Source organism: Avrilella dinanensis (genome assembly GCF_002807015.1).
GTDB classification, from domain to species: Bacteria; Bacteroidota; Bacteroidia; order Flavobacteriales; family Flavobacteriaceae; genus Flavobacterium; species Flavobacterium dinanensis.
Genome location: NZ_NIPO01000001.1, coordinates 2,088,035 through 2,103,340, shown reverse-complemented (window position 1 = coordinate 2,103,340; position 15,306 = coordinate 2,088,035). Strand labels below are relative to the sequence as shown.

Annotated in this window: 15 protein-coding genes; 9 read left to right on the top strand and 6 right to left on the bottom strand. The window is 37.7% G+C overall.

Translation table 11 applies throughout. The features are described 5' to 3' along the window. The first annotated feature begins 378 nt into the window (after positions 1-378). Entirely contained in the window at positions 379-1,032 is a 654-nt protein-coding gene (locus CDL10_RS10205) for a hypothetical protein (protein ID WP_100678430.1), read from the top strand. A 208-nt stretch (positions 1,033-1,240) separates the two neighbouring features. Here the strand turns inward: CDL10_RS10205 and chrA are convergent, their stop codons facing one another. The 3 genes from chrA to CDL10_RS10185 all read right to left on the bottom strand — a co-directional run bounded on the left by chrA (position 1,241) and on the right by CDL10_RS10185 (position 4,117). Continuing rightward, positions 1,241-2,356, bottom strand: a complete 1,116-nt coding sequence (gene chrA / locus CDL10_RS10200) for a chromate efflux transporter (RefSeq protein WP_100678726.1) — start codon at positions 2,354-2,356, stop codon at positions 1,241-1,243. Then, complete coding sequence (locus tag CDL10_RS10195) at positions 2,335-2,883, bottom strand: phosphatase PAP2 family protein (protein WP_100678429.1); 549 nt, start codon at positions 2,881-2,883, stop codon at positions 2,335-2,337. Before CDL10_RS10195 ends, chrA begins: the two co-directional genes overlap by 22 nt. A 562-nt stretch (positions 2,884-3,445) precedes the next feature. Next, on the bottom strand, positions 3,446-4,117 hold the full coding sequence (locus CDL10_RS10185) for a site-specific integrase (protein ID WP_100678428.1): 672 nt from the start codon (positions 4,115-4,117) through the stop codon (positions 3,446-3,448). 11 nt (positions 4,118-4,128) lie between these two features. Between CDL10_RS10185 and CDL10_RS10180 the strand changes: the two genes are divergently transcribed. After that, on the top strand, positions 4,129-4,344 hold the full coding sequence (locus CDL10_RS10180; protein WP_100678427.1) for a T9SS type B sorting domain-containing protein: 216 nt from the start codon (positions 4,129-4,131) through the stop codon (positions 4,342-4,344). A 92-nt stretch (positions 4,345-4,436) separates the two neighbouring features. Here CDL10_RS10180 and CDL10_RS10175 read toward each other — a convergent pair whose 3' ends face one another. After that, positions 4,437-5,456 carry a PLP-dependent cysteine synthase family protein gene (locus CDL10_RS10175; RefSeq protein ID WP_100678426.1) on the bottom strand — a complete coding sequence of 340 codons (1,020 nt, stop codon included), beginning with the start codon at positions 5,454-5,456 and terminating at the stop codon, positions 4,437-4,439. A gap of 84 nt (positions 5,457-5,540) precedes the next feature. Continuing rightward, entirely contained in the window at positions 5,541-7,604 is a 2,064-nt protein-coding gene (locus tag CDL10_RS10170; RefSeq protein WP_100678425.1) for a S9 family peptidase, read from the bottom strand. A 145-nt stretch (positions 7,605-7,749) separates the two neighbouring features. On the opposite strand from CDL10_RS10170, the gene CDL10_RS10165 reads away from it, so the two are divergent. The 4 genes from CDL10_RS10165 to CDL10_RS10150 all read left to right on the top strand — a co-directional run bounded on the left by CDL10_RS10165 (position 7,750) and on the right by CDL10_RS10150 (position 11,278). Continuing rightward, positions 7,750-8,073: a YbaB/EbfC family nucleoid-associated protein gene (locus CDL10_RS10165; RefSeq protein ID WP_100678424.1), complete on the top strand. Its 324-nt coding sequence runs from the start codon at positions 7,750-7,752 to the stop codon at positions 8,071-8,073. A gap of 10 nt (positions 8,074-8,083) precedes the next feature. Then, positions 8,084-8,779 (top strand): DUF4369 domain-containing protein, encoded by a 696-nt coding sequence (locus tag CDL10_RS10160; protein WP_100678423.1) that lies wholly within the window; start codon positions 8,084-8,086, stop codon positions 8,777-8,779. Position 8,780: 1 nt separating this feature from the next. Next, entirely contained in the window at positions 8,781-9,905 is a 1,125-nt protein-coding gene (locus CDL10_RS10155; protein WP_100678725.1) for a glycosyltransferase family 2 protein, read from the top strand. Positions 9,906-9,979: 74 nt separating this feature from the next. Further along, a complete protein-coding gene (locus tag CDL10_RS10150) occupies positions 9,980-11,278 on the top strand; it encodes a dihydrolipoamide acetyltransferase family protein (protein ID WP_100678422.1) in 1,299 nt (432 codons plus the stop codon). A 49-nt stretch (positions 11,279-11,327) separates the two neighbouring features. Here CDL10_RS10150 and CDL10_RS10145 read toward each other — a convergent pair whose 3' ends face one another. Next, complete coding sequence (locus CDL10_RS10145; RefSeq protein WP_100678421.1) at positions 11,328-12,713, bottom strand: Do family serine endopeptidase; 1,386 nt, start codon at positions 12,711-12,713, stop codon at positions 11,328-11,330. 132 nt (positions 12,714-12,845) lie between these two features. On the opposite strand from CDL10_RS10145, the gene dapF reads away from it, so the two are divergent. From dapF to mltG, 3 genes are read left to right on the top strand one after another with little or no spacing between them, the layout of a single operon-like run. Continuing rightward, complete coding sequence (gene dapF, locus CDL10_RS10140) at positions 12,846-13,643, top strand: diaminopimelate epimerase (protein ID WP_100678420.1); 798 nt, start codon at positions 12,846-12,848, stop codon at positions 13,641-13,643. Then, positions 13,631-14,173 carry a GNAT family N-acetyltransferase gene (locus tag CDL10_RS10135; protein ID WP_100678419.1) on the top strand — a complete coding sequence of 181 codons (543 nt, stop codon included), beginning with the start codon at positions 13,631-13,633 and terminating at the stop codon, positions 14,171-14,173. Before dapF ends, CDL10_RS10135 begins: the two co-directional genes overlap by 13 nt. Before the next feature lie 4 nt (positions 14,174-14,177). Beyond that, positions 14,178-15,215, top strand: a complete 1,038-nt coding sequence (gene mltG / locus CDL10_RS10130; RefSeq protein WP_100678418.1) for an endolytic transglycosylase MltG — start codon at positions 14,178-14,180, stop codon at positions 15,213-15,215. Positions 15,216-15,306: the final 91 nt, after the last annotated feature.

Below are 15,306 nucleotides of genomic sequence, written 5' to 3'. Positions count from 1 at the left end.
TCTTAATCCCTAAGACATATCAGAATATTTAGTTTAGGACACAAAATTTTTGGAGAAATCCTGCAATCTGTTTGATAAAATGCAGTGCGATGCAGTGGTGAAGGTATTTTAGCAAAGTGTTTGTTTCGATTAGAATGCGAAAAGGAGCTCCCGCCGTAATGAGGAATTGTTTTTGTCTATCCTGTGGTAAAAAAAAGTATATTTGTCTAACGTTTCTCTTTTTCAGGAAAGATATGTTAAATTGAAAGTATTGATTGTCATTTTGTAGAAATTCATTAGAATGTAACAAATGCTATTCTTTGATTTTTAATAAGCTGCTATCTGACCATCTAAAATAATCATGTAAAGCTTAGTACGAATTAATAAATAAAAAACAATATGATATCAGCAGTTTCTAAACAACTAAAAAAACAAGCAATTCTGCCATTTGCATTAGTAGTTTTTACCTTACTTCTGTCCGCTTGTGATAGTAATGATGATAAAGAGCCAACCGAAATATCAGGTTTGGGAATCCGGTTGAAACATCTTGTTACAACAAGTCAAGTGGCAAATTCGCTTGGGAATTATATGCAGGGATATGAAACACAGGGAACAGGCAGCTTTACAGATGAAGGGCATTATCCGGCAATACCACATATTTATTATTACACCGTGAATTTTAAAAATGATATTGATGGCACTGTGTATGCATGGCGTTCTATCAACGCACAGACCGGTATGGGAAAGGAAACAAAGGATAAAATATTGGATATGTTCACCGATATGGAGGAAATTACTGATGGAAGATTAGGGAAACCACCTTATGAGAACGTATTTGTCTTAGGTTACAAGAATAATGAAAAAGGTGATTGGCGGTACGAGTTGTACATTAGGCTTACCCATATCAATAATCAGGATAATCAAGTTATTACGTTATCTGGAACTTTTGGTCCAACTTCCCATCCTGATGATGAAGCAATAGCTCCTGAACCTATGAACAGTCAGGATGCTGTGTCAGCTATGTTGACCTTAGTTGAGTTAATACCAGAGTAACTTTAGGCGATCAACGGATAACCATAAAACCTAATAAAATTTAAAAAAAATCGACGAATATGCTTTTTTCCATTATTATGATTTAGACCGTAATAAAATTATAGTTACTGAAATGAAAGAGTAATAAGCTCTAATAATAAAAAAACCGGGAGTAAATAAAAAAACAACTTCCGGTAAAATACTTTCGAGAATGACCAAGAATGGATAGTCATAAAAGAACTAGCAAATATCCCAACAATGCTCCACCCAATACAATAAATGCACTGTTCATTTTCTTAAAAACAAAAACAGCTATAACGCTCAAAGCAGCAATTAAAATTGTCCGCCAATCGGTCAAGGTGTCTTTACTCATTTCAACGCACACGGCTACTATTACAGCAACTGCTGCAATGTTCACAGCGTCTAAGAATGCTGTAATAATTTTTGATTTCCGCATTTTTGGAATAAGCGGATTCAGAATAGCAACAAAAATAAACGAAGGTAAGAAAATTCCAATGGTTGCTGTGATTGCTCCCCAAAAACCGCCTAGTTGCCAGCCGATAAATGTTGCTGTTGATAATACGGGACCGGGAGTAAATTGCCCGATTGCTACAGCATCTATTAACTCTTGCCGTGTGAGCAAACCGGTACTGACTAATTCTGCATCTAAATAGGCAAATAAAACATATCCGCTTCCATAGAGTAGTGCACCAACTTTAAAGAACATCCACAGAATTTTCAGTATGTCGGTTGATGCAGTTACTTGCAGCAAAAAGAGCGGGGTAAAGCTGTTTAGATTGTTTTTTGAATTGCGAATGAAATACCGTATAAGACCAAGTATCCCACAAGCAAACAATGCCAAAATCTCATGCACACCAAACAAACAGACAATCAAGGTCAAAACACCTAAAATACCCAGCTCTACATTCTTGAGTGCTTTTTTTCCAAGTCTATAAACTGCCCCGAGAATAATGGCAATTACGGCTGGTTTTATTCCGTATAGGAAAGGTTCAACTTTCGGTAATTGTCCATATTCCTGATATAACCAAGCAAAAACCATGGTAATAGTAACCGCAGGAAAAAGAAAACAAACACCTGCCACAACCAATCCTTTCCAACCTGCTCTTTCGTGTCCGCAGTGCATGGTCATTTCTGTGGAGTTAGGACCCGGAATTAAGTTCGTAGCACCAACCAAGTCAAGAAAATGCTGTTGTGTCATCCACTTTCTTTTTTTCACCACCTCATCTTCCATCATTGCAATATGAGCAGCAGGACCACCAAAGGCGATACTTCCTAACTTGAAAAACACTAAGGCTATTTCTTTTATTTTGCTATTAGTCTCCATTTGCATAACGTAAAATTTCTAAATGCTAAGGCTGTAAAGAATGCTATTATTATTGAAATCATTACATCGGAAGGATAGTGAGCTCCTAAAGCTAATCTTGAATAAGCTACTATTACCGCCCACACCACAATAGACAAACAATAATACCATTTTAAGTATGAGAATAGTAATCCGAAAGCCAAAGTAAACGCTATAATAGTATGACCCGATGGGAACGACGGGCTATTAGCTCCTGATAAATTTATTATATCAGGGTATAAGTCAAAAGGTCTAGTTCTTAATACCGTATATTTTAGTAAGATTGCAATTAGTGTTACTGTAAAAAGCATACAGATTAATCTCAAAAAAAAGTTTTTTATGCTTTCTTTTTTATACCAAAAGACTAAAAAACCTAAATACAAAATGATACCTGTTGCTATGAGGTAAGCTGATTTTGAAAAAAAAAGCAAGCCTGCATCGAACAATTCTATTCTATGATTATGGATCAGACGAAGTATTAAAATATCTATTTCAAACAATTTGTTCATAGGATTTTCTGAATATAATTATCAATCGAACAGTTCTCGCCATTTTTGATAAATCGAAAAACACTACCTAATTGAAGTGGTCTGTCTTTTGCACCTATTTAGAGTTTAAATCAAATGTTTCGGTAGGGCTTTGGTATTCTTCATGTCCGATTATATTTTCAGTATCTGCAACAATAGTACACACCGTTGTATCTAGAAGCTAATAGAGTTAGTCTAAGAATATCTTTTGTATTCCTTCCTGAAAGAAATGAGGTTATTTTCATTTTTTAGAATTTTTACAAAACTACCTATTTTCTAATAAATCTCGGTTTTTATTACTAAAAATTTCACGTTGCTATAGCCTATAATGATATAATTAGGTATCGAACCTTTTTCTTCTGATTTCTTCAAAAAGCTCTTTTTTAAAACTTTCCAAATCTTCCTTTGTGATAAGCTCTACTTTCATTTTGCATTCGTTTTAGATTATTAAGATATTGATGCAAATCAATTCAAAATAATTACGACCTTAATGAAATTGGCACTCAGAGGCACTATTTGGCGTTCAAAGGTAGTTTATGAAAAATTATCTTTGAGAAGATGCTATTTTTAATTTTAAGTTCTGCATATCTTCACTCAACTTTTGTTCTACTACTTTAGCATAAATCTGTGTGGTTCGGATAGAAGTGTGTCCCAACATTTTACTGACAGATTCAATTGGAACGCCATTGCTTAAAGTTACCGTTGTTGCAAAAGTATGCCGTGCCAGATGAAAGGTAAGATTTTTCTTAATCTTACAAATCTCCGCAATTTCTTTTAGATAACCGTTCATCCGTTGATTGGTTATCATAAGGAACAATGTTTCGTTTGCCACAGCCGCAGAATGGTTTTTGTATTTTGAAATAAGTTGGACAGCTTGTGAAAGCAACGGAACTTTCACTAAAGTATTTGTTTTTTCTCTTTTGATCATCAGCCAGTCTTTTCCGTCAATTCCTTTACAGATATGCTCACAAGAAAGTTTAGAAATATCAATATAGGCAAGCCCCTTGTAACAGCTAAACAGAAACATATCCAACACCGATTGTAGCCGCTCAATAGAAAAATTTTTCTTTTCAAGAACAGCCAATTCTTCTTTTGACAAATGCCCTCTTTCTACTTTGTCAAAATGCAGTCTGTATTTGGCAAACGGATCTTTTTCCAGCCAATCCATTGTAATAGCCATATTAACGAGTTTTTTCAACCGTTCCAAATGCTTCATTACACCGTNATATTTGGACCTTACAGAGCCAACCTGAGTCAAAAATTTATATCTTTGACCGTCACGGGAAGTTGTTGAAACAGATCAGTCCAAACGGCGAAGGCTGGGACGGTACGTTCAACGGCAGAGAATTACCATCAACGGATTACTGGTTCCGGGTGGAGTACATCGAACCCAACACAGGATTACATCAAGAATTTAGAGGACATTTTACATTAAAACGATAAAATCCACTAAACCAACTCAATAAAACTAAAAGCTGCTCTGAAAAGAGCAGCTTTTTTGTTGGGTAAGAGTTATAGAAATAGGTTGTTGGTTTTTAAATATAAACAATCCCTTCTTCATCGCCTTTTTCCAGAAACCCTTGTTCTGTCATCCAGTTGTCACTGTATATTTTGTTCATATATCGTGAGCCGTGATCAGGAAAAATAATTACAACCTTGCTGTTTTTGTCAAATTTTCCGGCTTCGGCAAATTGGCGGGCAGCTTGTAGTGCCGCTCCCGATGTATATCCAACAAACAGTCCTTCGGTTTGAGCGATTTCTCTTGCAACCAATGCAGCGTCTTTATCGCTCACTTTAGTAAATTCATCAATTACGCTAAAATCAGTAGCGGTCGGAATCAGATTTTTGCCCATTCCTTCAATTTTGTATGGAAAAATTTCATTTTCATCGAATTCGCCTGTTTCGTGGTATTTTTTCAACACAGAACCATAGGCATCTACACCGAGGATTTGTATATCCGGATTTTGCTCTTTCAGGTATTTTCCTGTACCTGAAATAGTCCCGCCTGTGCCTGAACAAGCTATCAGATGCGTAATTTCGCCATTGGTTTGTTTCCAGATTTCCGGGCCGGTACTTTTGTAGTGGGCTTCAATATTTAATTCATTGAAATACTGATTGATATATACTGAGCCAGGCGTTTCTTGGTGTAGCCTTTCGGCTACCTTATAATAGGATTTCGGATCGTCGGCAGCTACATTCGCCGGACAAACATAGACTTTTGCTCCCATTGTTTTGAGCATATCTATTTTGTCTGTGGACGATTTCGACGACACCGCCAGAATGCATTGATAACCTTTCAGAATGCTAACCATAGCGATACTAAAACCGGTATTGCCCGATGTGGTTTCCACAATCACACTTCCGGGTTTCAGAATACCACGTGCTTCGGCAGTTTCAATGATATGCCGGGCAATTCTGTCTTTGGCAGAGTGCCCCGGATTGAAAGCTTCTACTTTAGCATAAAAATCTCCTGGGAGGTTTTGAACTGTTTTGTCTAGCTGAATGATTGGCGTATTTCCTATTAATTCGATTAATTTTGATGAATCAAAAGACATAATTTATATTTTTAAGAAGCTGTTCAAAAAGTTCAAGCACTTTCTGAACCATTTCATGATTTTATAAGGCAAAATTACTATTTATTATTCCTTAATTCCTTCTAAATCCAGTAAAAAAGTAAATTCTTTTGCCAACTCTTTCAATGATTCAAACCTTCCTGATGCACCACCATGTCCGGCTTCCATATTAGTATCGAGGAATAATTGTTTTTTGTTGGTTCTCAATGCCCGGATTTTGGCTATCCATTTGGCAGGTTCCCAGTATTGTACCTGTGAATCGTGAAAACCAGTGGAAATGTACAAATTCGGATAATCCTGAGCAGTTACATTATCATAAGGAGAATACGATTTCATGTAATCATAATAGATTTTTTCATTCGGATTTCCCCATTCGTCATATTCGCCGGTAGTCAACGGAATGGAATCGTCAAGCATGGTGGTTACTACGTCAACAAACGGTACCTGAGCGATGACGCCATTGTATAATTCCGGAGCCATATTGATAATAGCTCCCATCAATAATCCGCCGGCAGAGCCTCCTTCGGCATACAAATGCTCAGGCGAAGTATATTTTTCATCAATTAAAAATCGGGAGCAGTCGATAAAATCGGTAAAAGTGTTTTTCTTTTTCAATAATTTACCGTTTTCATACCATTCTCTGCCCAATTCCTCGCCACCTCTGATGTGGGCGATGGCATAGATAAAACCTCTGTCGAGCAAACTCAGTCTGGTACTTGAAAAATATGGATCCATGGTAGCACCATACGAACCATAGGCATAAAGCAACAACGGATTTTTTCCGTTTTTCTTTATACCTTTTTTGTACACGATTGAAATCGGAATTTTTGTACCGTCCTGAGCGTTAACCCATAAACGAACTTCTTCATAGTCGTCTTTATTGAAATCACCCAAAACTTCCTGTTCTTTTAAAACAGTCTGTTCTTTCGTATTCATATTGATTTCCATTACCGATGCCGGCGTTGCCATAGATTGAAAGCCAAATCTTAGCTGATTGGTATCAAAGTCAACGTTTGTAGTGGTGTATGCTGTATAGGTTTCATTCGGAAACGGCAGATAATAAGCATTTTCCGGAGTATTCCATGGCTGAATATTGATTTGAGTCAATCCGTTGCTGCGTTCTGAAATAACGAGGTAATTTTTGAAAATATCAATACCTTCCAGCAACACATCTTTACGGTGTGGAATAACTTCTTCCCAATAATTTTTTGCAGTCAGTTCCTCATTGGTTTTCATCAGTTTGAAATTCGTCGCACCGTCTTTGTTGGTCACGATATAAAATGAATCGTTGAAGTGAGAAATGCTGTATTCCAAACCTCTTTCTCTGGGTTGAAAAATAGTGAATTTGCCATTTGCCTGGTCGGCTTTCAGTATTTGATATTCGGTTGTCATCGTACTATTTGAGCCGATAATGATGTATTCTTTGGATTTGGAACGATAAACGAAAGTTGTGAAAGTTTCGTCTTTTTCGTGATAAACCACTTGGTCGTTTTGAGCGTCGGTATTTTTGGTGTGTCTGAATATTTTTTCAGGACGTAGCGTTTCAGGGTCTTGCCGGCTATAGAAAAGCGTTTCGTTATCGGCCGCCCAGGTAGAACCACCGGTTGTTTTTTCTATTTTTTCCGGTAATATTTCCCCGGTTTGCAGATTTTTAATTCGGATAACGTATTCTCTTCTCGAAACGGTATCGACGGCAAACGCTGCCCATTTGTTATCATCGCTGATATTGATTCCTCTGAGGTTAAAATAGGACTGACCTTCCGCCATTTTGTTACAGTCGAACATAATTTCTTCTTGGGCGTCCAAATTACCTTTCTTACGGGTGTAAATTGGGTAATCTTTATTTTTTTCATAACGGGTAATGTACCAATATCCATTGTAAAAATAAGGAACAGAACTGTCGTCTTCCTTAATCCGGGCTTTCATTTCTTCAAATAGGTCTTCTTGGAATTTTTTGGTATGAGCCGTCGATTTTTGGTAATATTCATTCTCGGCGTTGAGATAAGCAATTACTTCCGGATTTTCCCGTTCGTTCATCCAATAGTAATCATCAATGCGGACGTCGCCGTGTTTCTCTAACTGATGCGGTTTTTTCGTAGCGATGGGTTCTGCCATATTTTCGGTATTCATCGATTTGTCGTTTTTACAATTTGAGAATGCAAAAATACAGCAAATCGGTAACAGAGCGTGTTTAATCTTCATGATTTAAAATTTATGTCGATTGTTTCTACAAAATTGATATTTTTGTGAAAGATAAACAAAAAAACTAAACCGCATGTTTGGAGATTTAATGGGCATGATGGGCAAAATCAAAGAAGCCCAGCAAAAGGTAGAAGAAACCAAGAAAAGATTAGACACCGTTTTGGTAGATGAAAAGTCATCTGATGAGTTGTTGCAAGTGACTGTGACTGCCAATAGAAATATCCGGAGTATTCAGATTGACGATGAATTGTTGCAAGACAAAGAACAATTAGAGGATTATTTGGTAATGGTGCTGAACAAAGCCTTGAAACGAGCGGGCGACATCAACGAAACCGAACTGGCAGCTGCGGCAAAAGACGGTATGCCGGATATTCCGGGAATGGATATGTTTAAATAAACAGACTGAAATGAAAAAAATATTACTATTGGCGGGATTAATGACCGTTTTTGCGTCTTGTCAGAAAGAAAAATTTGAAGGACTCGATTTGTCCGGAGAAATCAAAGGTTTGAAGCAAGGAACGCTTTATCTGAAAACGGCGAAAGACTCGCAGATTGTTATTTTGGACAGTATGATTTTTGATGGAAAATCTTATTATCGTTTTAAAGTTCCGATGGAAGAACCGACCGTGGTATATCTCACTCTGGACAGGGGTGTGAGTGCTTCTCAGGACAATTTTATCATGGTTTTTGCTGAACCCGGACAGATGAAAGTAAACAGTACACTCGACCGTTTTTATGCTGATAATCAGGTGGAAGGTTCTGAAAATCATCAGCTTTATACAGAATATACAGAAAAGAAAAAAAGATATACCGACCGGCAGCTCGATGCACATCGGGCGAAAATCCTGACACCGGTTGATAATATTGCTAAACATGACAGTTTGGATACGGTAATTAACAAATATATCCGCAGAATCCATTCTAATGCTGTACAATTTTCGCTGGCTCATGCCGACAAAGAAGTGTCGCCGTATATCGCTTTGACGGAAATTATGCCGATAAGCAGGCAGTATCTGGATACCATTTACAATAAGCTGACCCCTCAGATAAAAGAAAGTCAATATGGGGTTATTTTAAAGGGATATGTTGCTGAAAATGAGTAAAATGAAGTTGTCTGTTGTTATTCTTAACTATAACGTACGCTTTTTTTTGGAACAATGTTTGTTGAGTGTTCAGGACGCACTTAAGGGCATTGATTCTGAGATTATTGTGGTGGATAACGATTCTAAAGACGACAGCTGCGAAATGGTCAGACAGCTTTTTCCGGAAGTTATTCTCATTGAAAACAAAGAAAATACTGGGTTTCCAAAAGGGAACAATATTGGCGTAGCACAGGCTAAGGGCAAATATTTATGTATCTTAAATCCGGATACGGTTGTTTCGGAAGATACTTTTTCTAAACTTTTGGGATTCGCTCAAACCAAACAAAATCTTGGCATTGTAGGGTGTAAACTCATCGACGGTACGGGAAACTTTTTACCGGAAAGCAAGCGAAATGTACCAACACCAAAGATTTCACTATTGAAAATGCTCGGGAAATCAGAAAAGTATTATGCTAATCATTTAACGGAAAATCAAGTCGGGCGAGCGAGTGTTTTTGTCGGGGCATTTATGTTCGTTGAAAGACAAAAGTATCTCGAAATGAATGGTTTTGACGAAGATTTTTTTATGTATGGAGAAGATATTGATTTGTCCTATCGGTTTGAAAAAAACGGATATGAAAATTATTATTTCGGGGAAACAACAATTATTCACTATAAAGGAGAGAGTACAAGCAAAGACAAGGTGTATTTGAAACGCTTTTACGGAGCGATGAAAATATTTTACCAAAAACATTTTACCACAAATTTTTTATTTGATTTTGCTACCGATGCAGGGATAAAAATTTTTTCTTTTCTCAGTAACTTCAAAAATAAACCGGCTGAAAAAACATTTCCGGAACATTATGTTTTTGTTTCCAAAGATGAAAATTTTCGGCGATATTTGAGTGAAGGGTTACTTAAAGATATAGATTTGATAGATAGTTACAAAGGGTACAATTTCAGTAAGTTGGTTAAAAATAAAACAGAATTTATTTTAGATAATTCATTACTTTCCAATAAAGAAATCATTGATTTTATACAAAAATATAAAAATAATAATTTTACCTTTAAAATCAGGCCGAGAGACACCAATTTTATCATCGGAAGTAATAGTAAAAACGATAAAGGGGAAGTAAGTCTTTTTTAATGAAATCTGTAGTGAGTGTTTAAAAAGTCAAATTAAAATCGTATTTTCGCAATCTGTAAAATAGTACAAAATTTATGGCAAGATTTGAACTCAAATTACCTAAAATGGGAGAAAGTGTAGCAGAAGCTACAATTACTAATTGGGTAAAAAACGTTGGAGATACAGTAGAACAAGACGAAACTGTAGTTGAAATTGCAACCGACAAAGTAGATAGCGAGGTGCCGTCTGAGGTATCCGGGAAAATAGTTGAAATTCTTTTTCAAACTGATGATGTAGTACAGGTAGGGCAAACTATCGCGATTATCGAAACAGAAGGCGATGGAGAAGCAGCGACACCAGTTGCAGAAGCTGCACCAGCAACTGTTGAAACGGTAGAAAAAACAGTAGAAACAGCCAAAGAAACCGTTCAGGTAAACTTTGCCGATTCTGATAAATTTTTCTCACCATTGGTAAAAAATATTGCTAAAGAAGAAGGAATTTCATTACAGGAATTAGAAGCTATACAAGGTACCGGAAAAAATAACCGGGTAACCAAAAATGATATTTTGGCTTATGTTGCCAACAGAGGTGATGTTGTACAGTCAGCTACTCCGGCACCGGCGGCAAAACCTGCAACCGGTCAGCCAGCAGTATCTGCGAAAGCAGCTCCAGTATCTGTAAACGGACAGGACGAAATCGTGGAAATGGACCGTATGCGTAAAATGATTGCTCATCACATGGTGCAGTCGGTGCAGACATCGGCACACGTGCAGTCATTTATTGAAGTAGATGTTACAAATATTGTAAACTGGAGAAATAAAGTAAAAAATACGTTTGAGAAACGCGAGGGCGAAAAACTGACTTTCACACCAATATTTATGGAAGCTGTTGCCAAAGCTGTTCGTGATTTCCCGATGATAAATATTTCTGTAGATGGCGATTATATCATCAAAAAGAAAAATATCAATTTGGGAATGGCAGCTGCTTTGCCAAATGGGAACCTGATTGTACCTGTAATCAAAAATGCAGACCAGTTGAATTTGGTTGGATTGGCAAAAGCCGTAAACGATTTGGCAAACCGGGCAAGAACCGGAAAATTGAAACCGGACGATACACAAGGTGGAACTTATACGGTAACGAATGTTGGAACTTTCGGTTCGGTATTCGGAACACCTATTATCAACCAACCTCAAGTAGGTATTTTAGCATTGGGAGCTATCCGCAAAGTACCTGCTGTTATCGAAACTCCGGAAGGAGATTTTATTGGAATCCGTCAGAAAATGTTTCTGTCACATTCGTATGACCACAGAGTGGTGGACGGTGCACTCGGCGGACAGTTTGTCCAGAGAGTGGCACACTACTTAGAGTCTTTTGATGTGAACAGAGATGTTTAATTAAGTGATAAATAATTAAAAAAACTCGGGAAAATCCCGAGTTTTTTGCTTACAACATCAACCTGACCCTTTCGCCGTTTGATGTGATAATATCCAGTCGGATACGGTCGGCAGAGTGATTGAGTAATTTGTTGGCAGATTCAATATCCTCGACTTTGCTGCCGTTGATACCGATAACAATCGCATTTTTCAATTCGTTTTCATAAGGTTTGAACCGCGGATTGGTAATATTGTTGATTTTTATACCATAATCAATTCCATGTTTCGATTTCTCTCTGTCGGAAAGATTTTCCAACTCAAATCCTTTATATTTAATATTCATCAATTCTTTGTTGGTCAATGTGATTTCAATCGACTGCGGTTTTCCGTTGCGGTTTAGCAAAGCTGTGACTTTGTCATTCGGGCGTTTAGTGGAAATAACCGCATTCAAATCTGAAAAGGAACGGATTGACCTGTCATCAATTTGTGTAATGACATCGCCTTCTTTCACACCGGCTTTTTCGGCTCCGGTATTCTTGCTCACATCATTTACATAAAACCCTTGAGTGGTTTTTAGGTCGAGTTTTTCAGCAATCTGGCTGTTGATTTCAAAACCTTGTACGCCTAAAATTCCTTGCTGTACCTTGCCGAACTCCATTAAATCTTCCACAATTTTCCGGGTAATATTGGACGGAACCGCAAAAGAATACCCGACATACGAACCCGTATTAGACGAAATCATCGTATTGATTCCAATCAAGTCGCCATTGGTGTTGACCAACGCACCTCCGGAATTCCCGGGATTAACCGCAGCGTCGGTTTGGATAAAAGACTGTATGCCTGAAGTGGCTAAATTCCGTGCCTTGGCAGAAACAATTCCTGCCGTTACGGTTGAATTCAGGTTGTAAGGATTTCCGATAGCCAGCACCCATTCGCCGACTTTGATATTGTCTGAATCGGCAAACACAGCATAAGGAAATTTCTCATCGGCATCAATTTTCAGCAAAGCAATGTCCATTTTAGAATCTGTTCCGATTAATTTTGCCGGAAAAGTACGGTTATCATTTAGCGTGATGTCTATTTCACTTGCCCCTCGGATTACGTGATTGTTGGTCACAACATAACCGTCTTCAGAAATAATTACGCCCGAACCCGTACCGACTTGTTCTCTGGGCTGTCCGCTCTGATAGCCATAAAAGAATTCCATAATCGGGTTTCTCACAGTGTGGTAACTCACATTTTTAACATGGACGACGGTGTTTATGGCTTTATCTACGCCCTGAGTAAAATCGAGGGAATTGTAACCATTGTAACTGACCTGATGTAAAGGTGCTTCGGTGGTGATACCGGATTCGGATAAATTACCGGAATTGTCCTCAAAAACAAGTTTGTACGCCCCTAAGGTTATCACTCCACTCAATAATGATGTGATAAAAATTGTAGATATATTCTTCATTCTTAATGATAGTATTTAAATTTAACTGTAAAATTATTATATAATATTTTTTTTACCCAAATAATTAACTATCCATTAACCGTGTTTAACTGTCCTTTAATAGTTGTAAATTTGCCTTGTAAAACAGTTTTTATGCAAACCATTCCATTCAAAAAATATCAAGGCACGGGCAATGATTTTGTGATGATTGATAACCGTACGGATTTTTTTCCAAAAAACAACGTTCAGCTGGTTGCGGCTATGTGTGACCGAAAAAAAGGCATCGGTGCCGATGGCTTACTATTACTGGAAAACGATGTTGAACACGATTTCCGAATGGTATATTACAATGCTGACGGGAAAGAAAGTACCATGTGTGGTAACGGCGGTCGGTGTATTGTGGCTTTTGCGAAAGAATTGGGTGTCATTCAGCATGAATGTAGGTTTATTGCCATTGATGGTTTGCATCAGGCAGAAATTTTTCCGGACGGCAGAATCAGTTTGCAAATGACAGATGTAAATCATATCAAATCTATGTTGAATGGTGTCTTCCTTGATACCGGTTCGCCACATCATGTGGAATGGATAACCGATGTTGAGGCGATGAATGTTTTTGAGCAAGGGAAAAAAATCCGCAACCATGATTGCTATGCTCCGGGCGGAACGAATGTGAATTTTGTCGAAACGCTGGCTGACGGCGAATATCTGGTTCGCACTTTTGAGCGGGGCGTGGAAGATGAAACGCTTTCTTGCGGAACGGGTGCTACGGCTGTGGCGATTGCAGCTCATCATCTCGGGAAAACCCAAAGTGAAAAAATAAAAATCAAAGTAATGGGCGGCACATTGGAAGTATATTTCCAATATGACGGAACAGGGTATAAAAATGTATATTTAACCGGACCGGCGGAAAAATCATTTGAAGGAAACTATCAGGTAAAATCATGCAGTTAGAAACAGAAAAAATATATCTCAGAGCTTTGGAACCTGAAGATTTGGATTATATCTATCAGATTGAGAACGATGTCCGGCTTTGGGAAATAAGTCATACGCAAACGCCATACAGCCGGTATTTAATCCGGCAATATCTGGAAAATGCTCATCAGGATATTTATGAAGCCAAACAACTGAGAATGGTTGTTGTTAATAAATCTGATAATCAGCCTGTTGGTTTAATTGATTTGTTTGATTTCGACCCGAAAAATGAGAGAGTAGGATTGGGAATTGTCGTTTCAGACCAGTCAGACCGGCAAAAAGGATATGCCTCAGATGCGGTTGAATTGCTCATTAAGTATGTATTTGAGGCTTTGCACTGCCATCAAATATTTGTTAATATTGACGTCGAGAACGAAGCCAGTACAAGACTTTTTACTAAATTTGGCTTTGAACTAATCGGTATCAAAAAACAATGGAACCGCGTTGGTTCGCAACGCAAAGATGAAGCTATATATCAGCTTATTAATGAATTATTATTAAAACTTTAAACTATTGAAAATTAAAAATATAGTCCTGTATATTGCCGTAATCCTGATGTTTGTTTTGTTAGGGTTTGGTTACGTTTGGTATCGTAAAACATTTTTACCCAACACTCGTTTCGATACGGAGGAAGCCTACGTTTATATCCCGACCAACAGCAATTATGAGCAGGTCAAACTGATACTGACTGCTTATGTAGATGATATGGATTCGTTTGACGATTTGGCTACTCAAATGGGATATACTCATGAAATTTTTTCGGGTAAATTTTTACTTCAGAAAGGAATGAGTAACTTTCAGATATATAAATCTTTACGAAAAAATATTCCTGTCAGATTAGTTATCAATAATCAAGAAAATCTCACACATTTTGCTGCTTATCTCGACGACCAACTTGAACCCGGTGCAGAGGAGTTTATCCAAGCATTTACCCACCAGAGTTTTATGGACGAATACGGTTTTACACGTGAAAATGTTTTTACCGGATTTATGCCGAATACTTACGAATTTTACTGGAATACGACAGCGATTGACGTTCGGAATAAAATTTTTAAGGAATACACCAAATTTTGGAACGAAGAACGGCTGCAGCAAGCAGAAAAACTGAGATTAACCCCACAGGAAGTAATGATTTTGGCATCTGTTGTGCAAAAAGAATCAGCCAAAGTGGACGAACGCCCGAAGGTTGCCGGAGTATATCTCAACAGGTTACAACAAGGAATGCTTTTGCAGGCAGACCCGACGGTTATCTATGCTAAAAAACTGACAATGAATGATTTTGACCAAATCATAAAAAGAGTATATTACAAAGATTTAGCAATCGATTCGCCTTATAATACCTACAAATATTTAGGGTTGCCACCTGGTCCAATCGCTATGCCGGATATCAGTTCGGTCAATGCGGTTTTGAATCCGGAGCAGCATGATTATATCTACTTTTGTGCCGACCCAGACCAGCCGGGCTACCATGCCTTTGCGAAAAATCCGCAGGAACACAGCAAAAACAGAGCGAAATATATTGCCTGGTTGGAGGAGAATAATATTGAGTAGCTAATAGAGAATAGTTTTTAGTGTGCGTATAGAAAGGAAATTAAAAAAACAGAGCTCAATAAAAATAATCTTATATATTTGCTTGGTAACA

Bases quoted from the DNA above. Each gene is read 5' to 3' on its own strand.
- chrA (WP_100678726.1), bottom strand. From the start codon at position 2,356: ATGGAGACTAATAGCAAAATAAAAGAAATAGCCTTAGTGTTTTTCAAG.
- CDL10_RS10155 (WP_100678725.1), top strand. From the start codon at position 8,781: ATGAAGTTGTCTGTTGTTATTCTTAACTATAACGTACGCTTTTTTTTG.
- CDL10_RS10170 (WP_100678425.1), bottom strand. From the start codon at position 7,604: ATGAATACCGAAAATATGGCAGAACCCATCGCTACGAAAAAACCGCAT.
- CDL10_RS10185 (WP_100678428.1), bottom strand. From the start codon at position 4,117: ATGAAGCATTTGGAACGGTTGAAAAAACTCGTTAATATGGCTATTACA.
- dapF (WP_100678420.1), top strand. From the start codon at position 12,846: ATGCAAACCATTCCATTCAAAAAATATCAAGGCACGGGCAATGATTTT.
- CDL10_RS10195 (WP_100678429.1), bottom strand. From the start codon at position 2,883: ATGAACAAATTGTTTGAAATAGATATTTTAATACTTCGTCTGATCCAT.
- CDL10_RS10145 (WP_100678421.1), bottom strand. From the start codon at position 12,713: ATGAAGAATATATCTACAATTTTTATCACATCATTATTGAGTGGAGTG.
- CDL10_RS10165 (WP_100678424.1), top strand. From the start codon at position 7,750: ATGTTTGGAGATTTAATGGGCATGATGGGCAAAATCAAAGAAGCCCAG.
- CDL10_RS10150 (WP_100678422.1), top strand. From the start codon at position 9,980: ATGGCAAGATTTGAACTCAAATTACCTAAAATGGGAGAAAGTGTAGCA.
- CDL10_RS10175 (WP_100678426.1), bottom strand. From the start codon at position 5,456: ATGTCTTTTGATTCATCAAAATTAATCGAATTAATAGGAAATACGCCA.
- CDL10_RS10205 (WP_100678430.1), top strand. From the start codon at position 379: ATGATATCAGCAGTTTCTAAACAACTAAAAAAACAAGCAATTCTGCCA.
- CDL10_RS10160 (WP_100678423.1), top strand. From the start codon at position 8,084: ATGAAAAAAATATTACTATTGGCGGGATTAATGACCGTTTTTGCGTCT.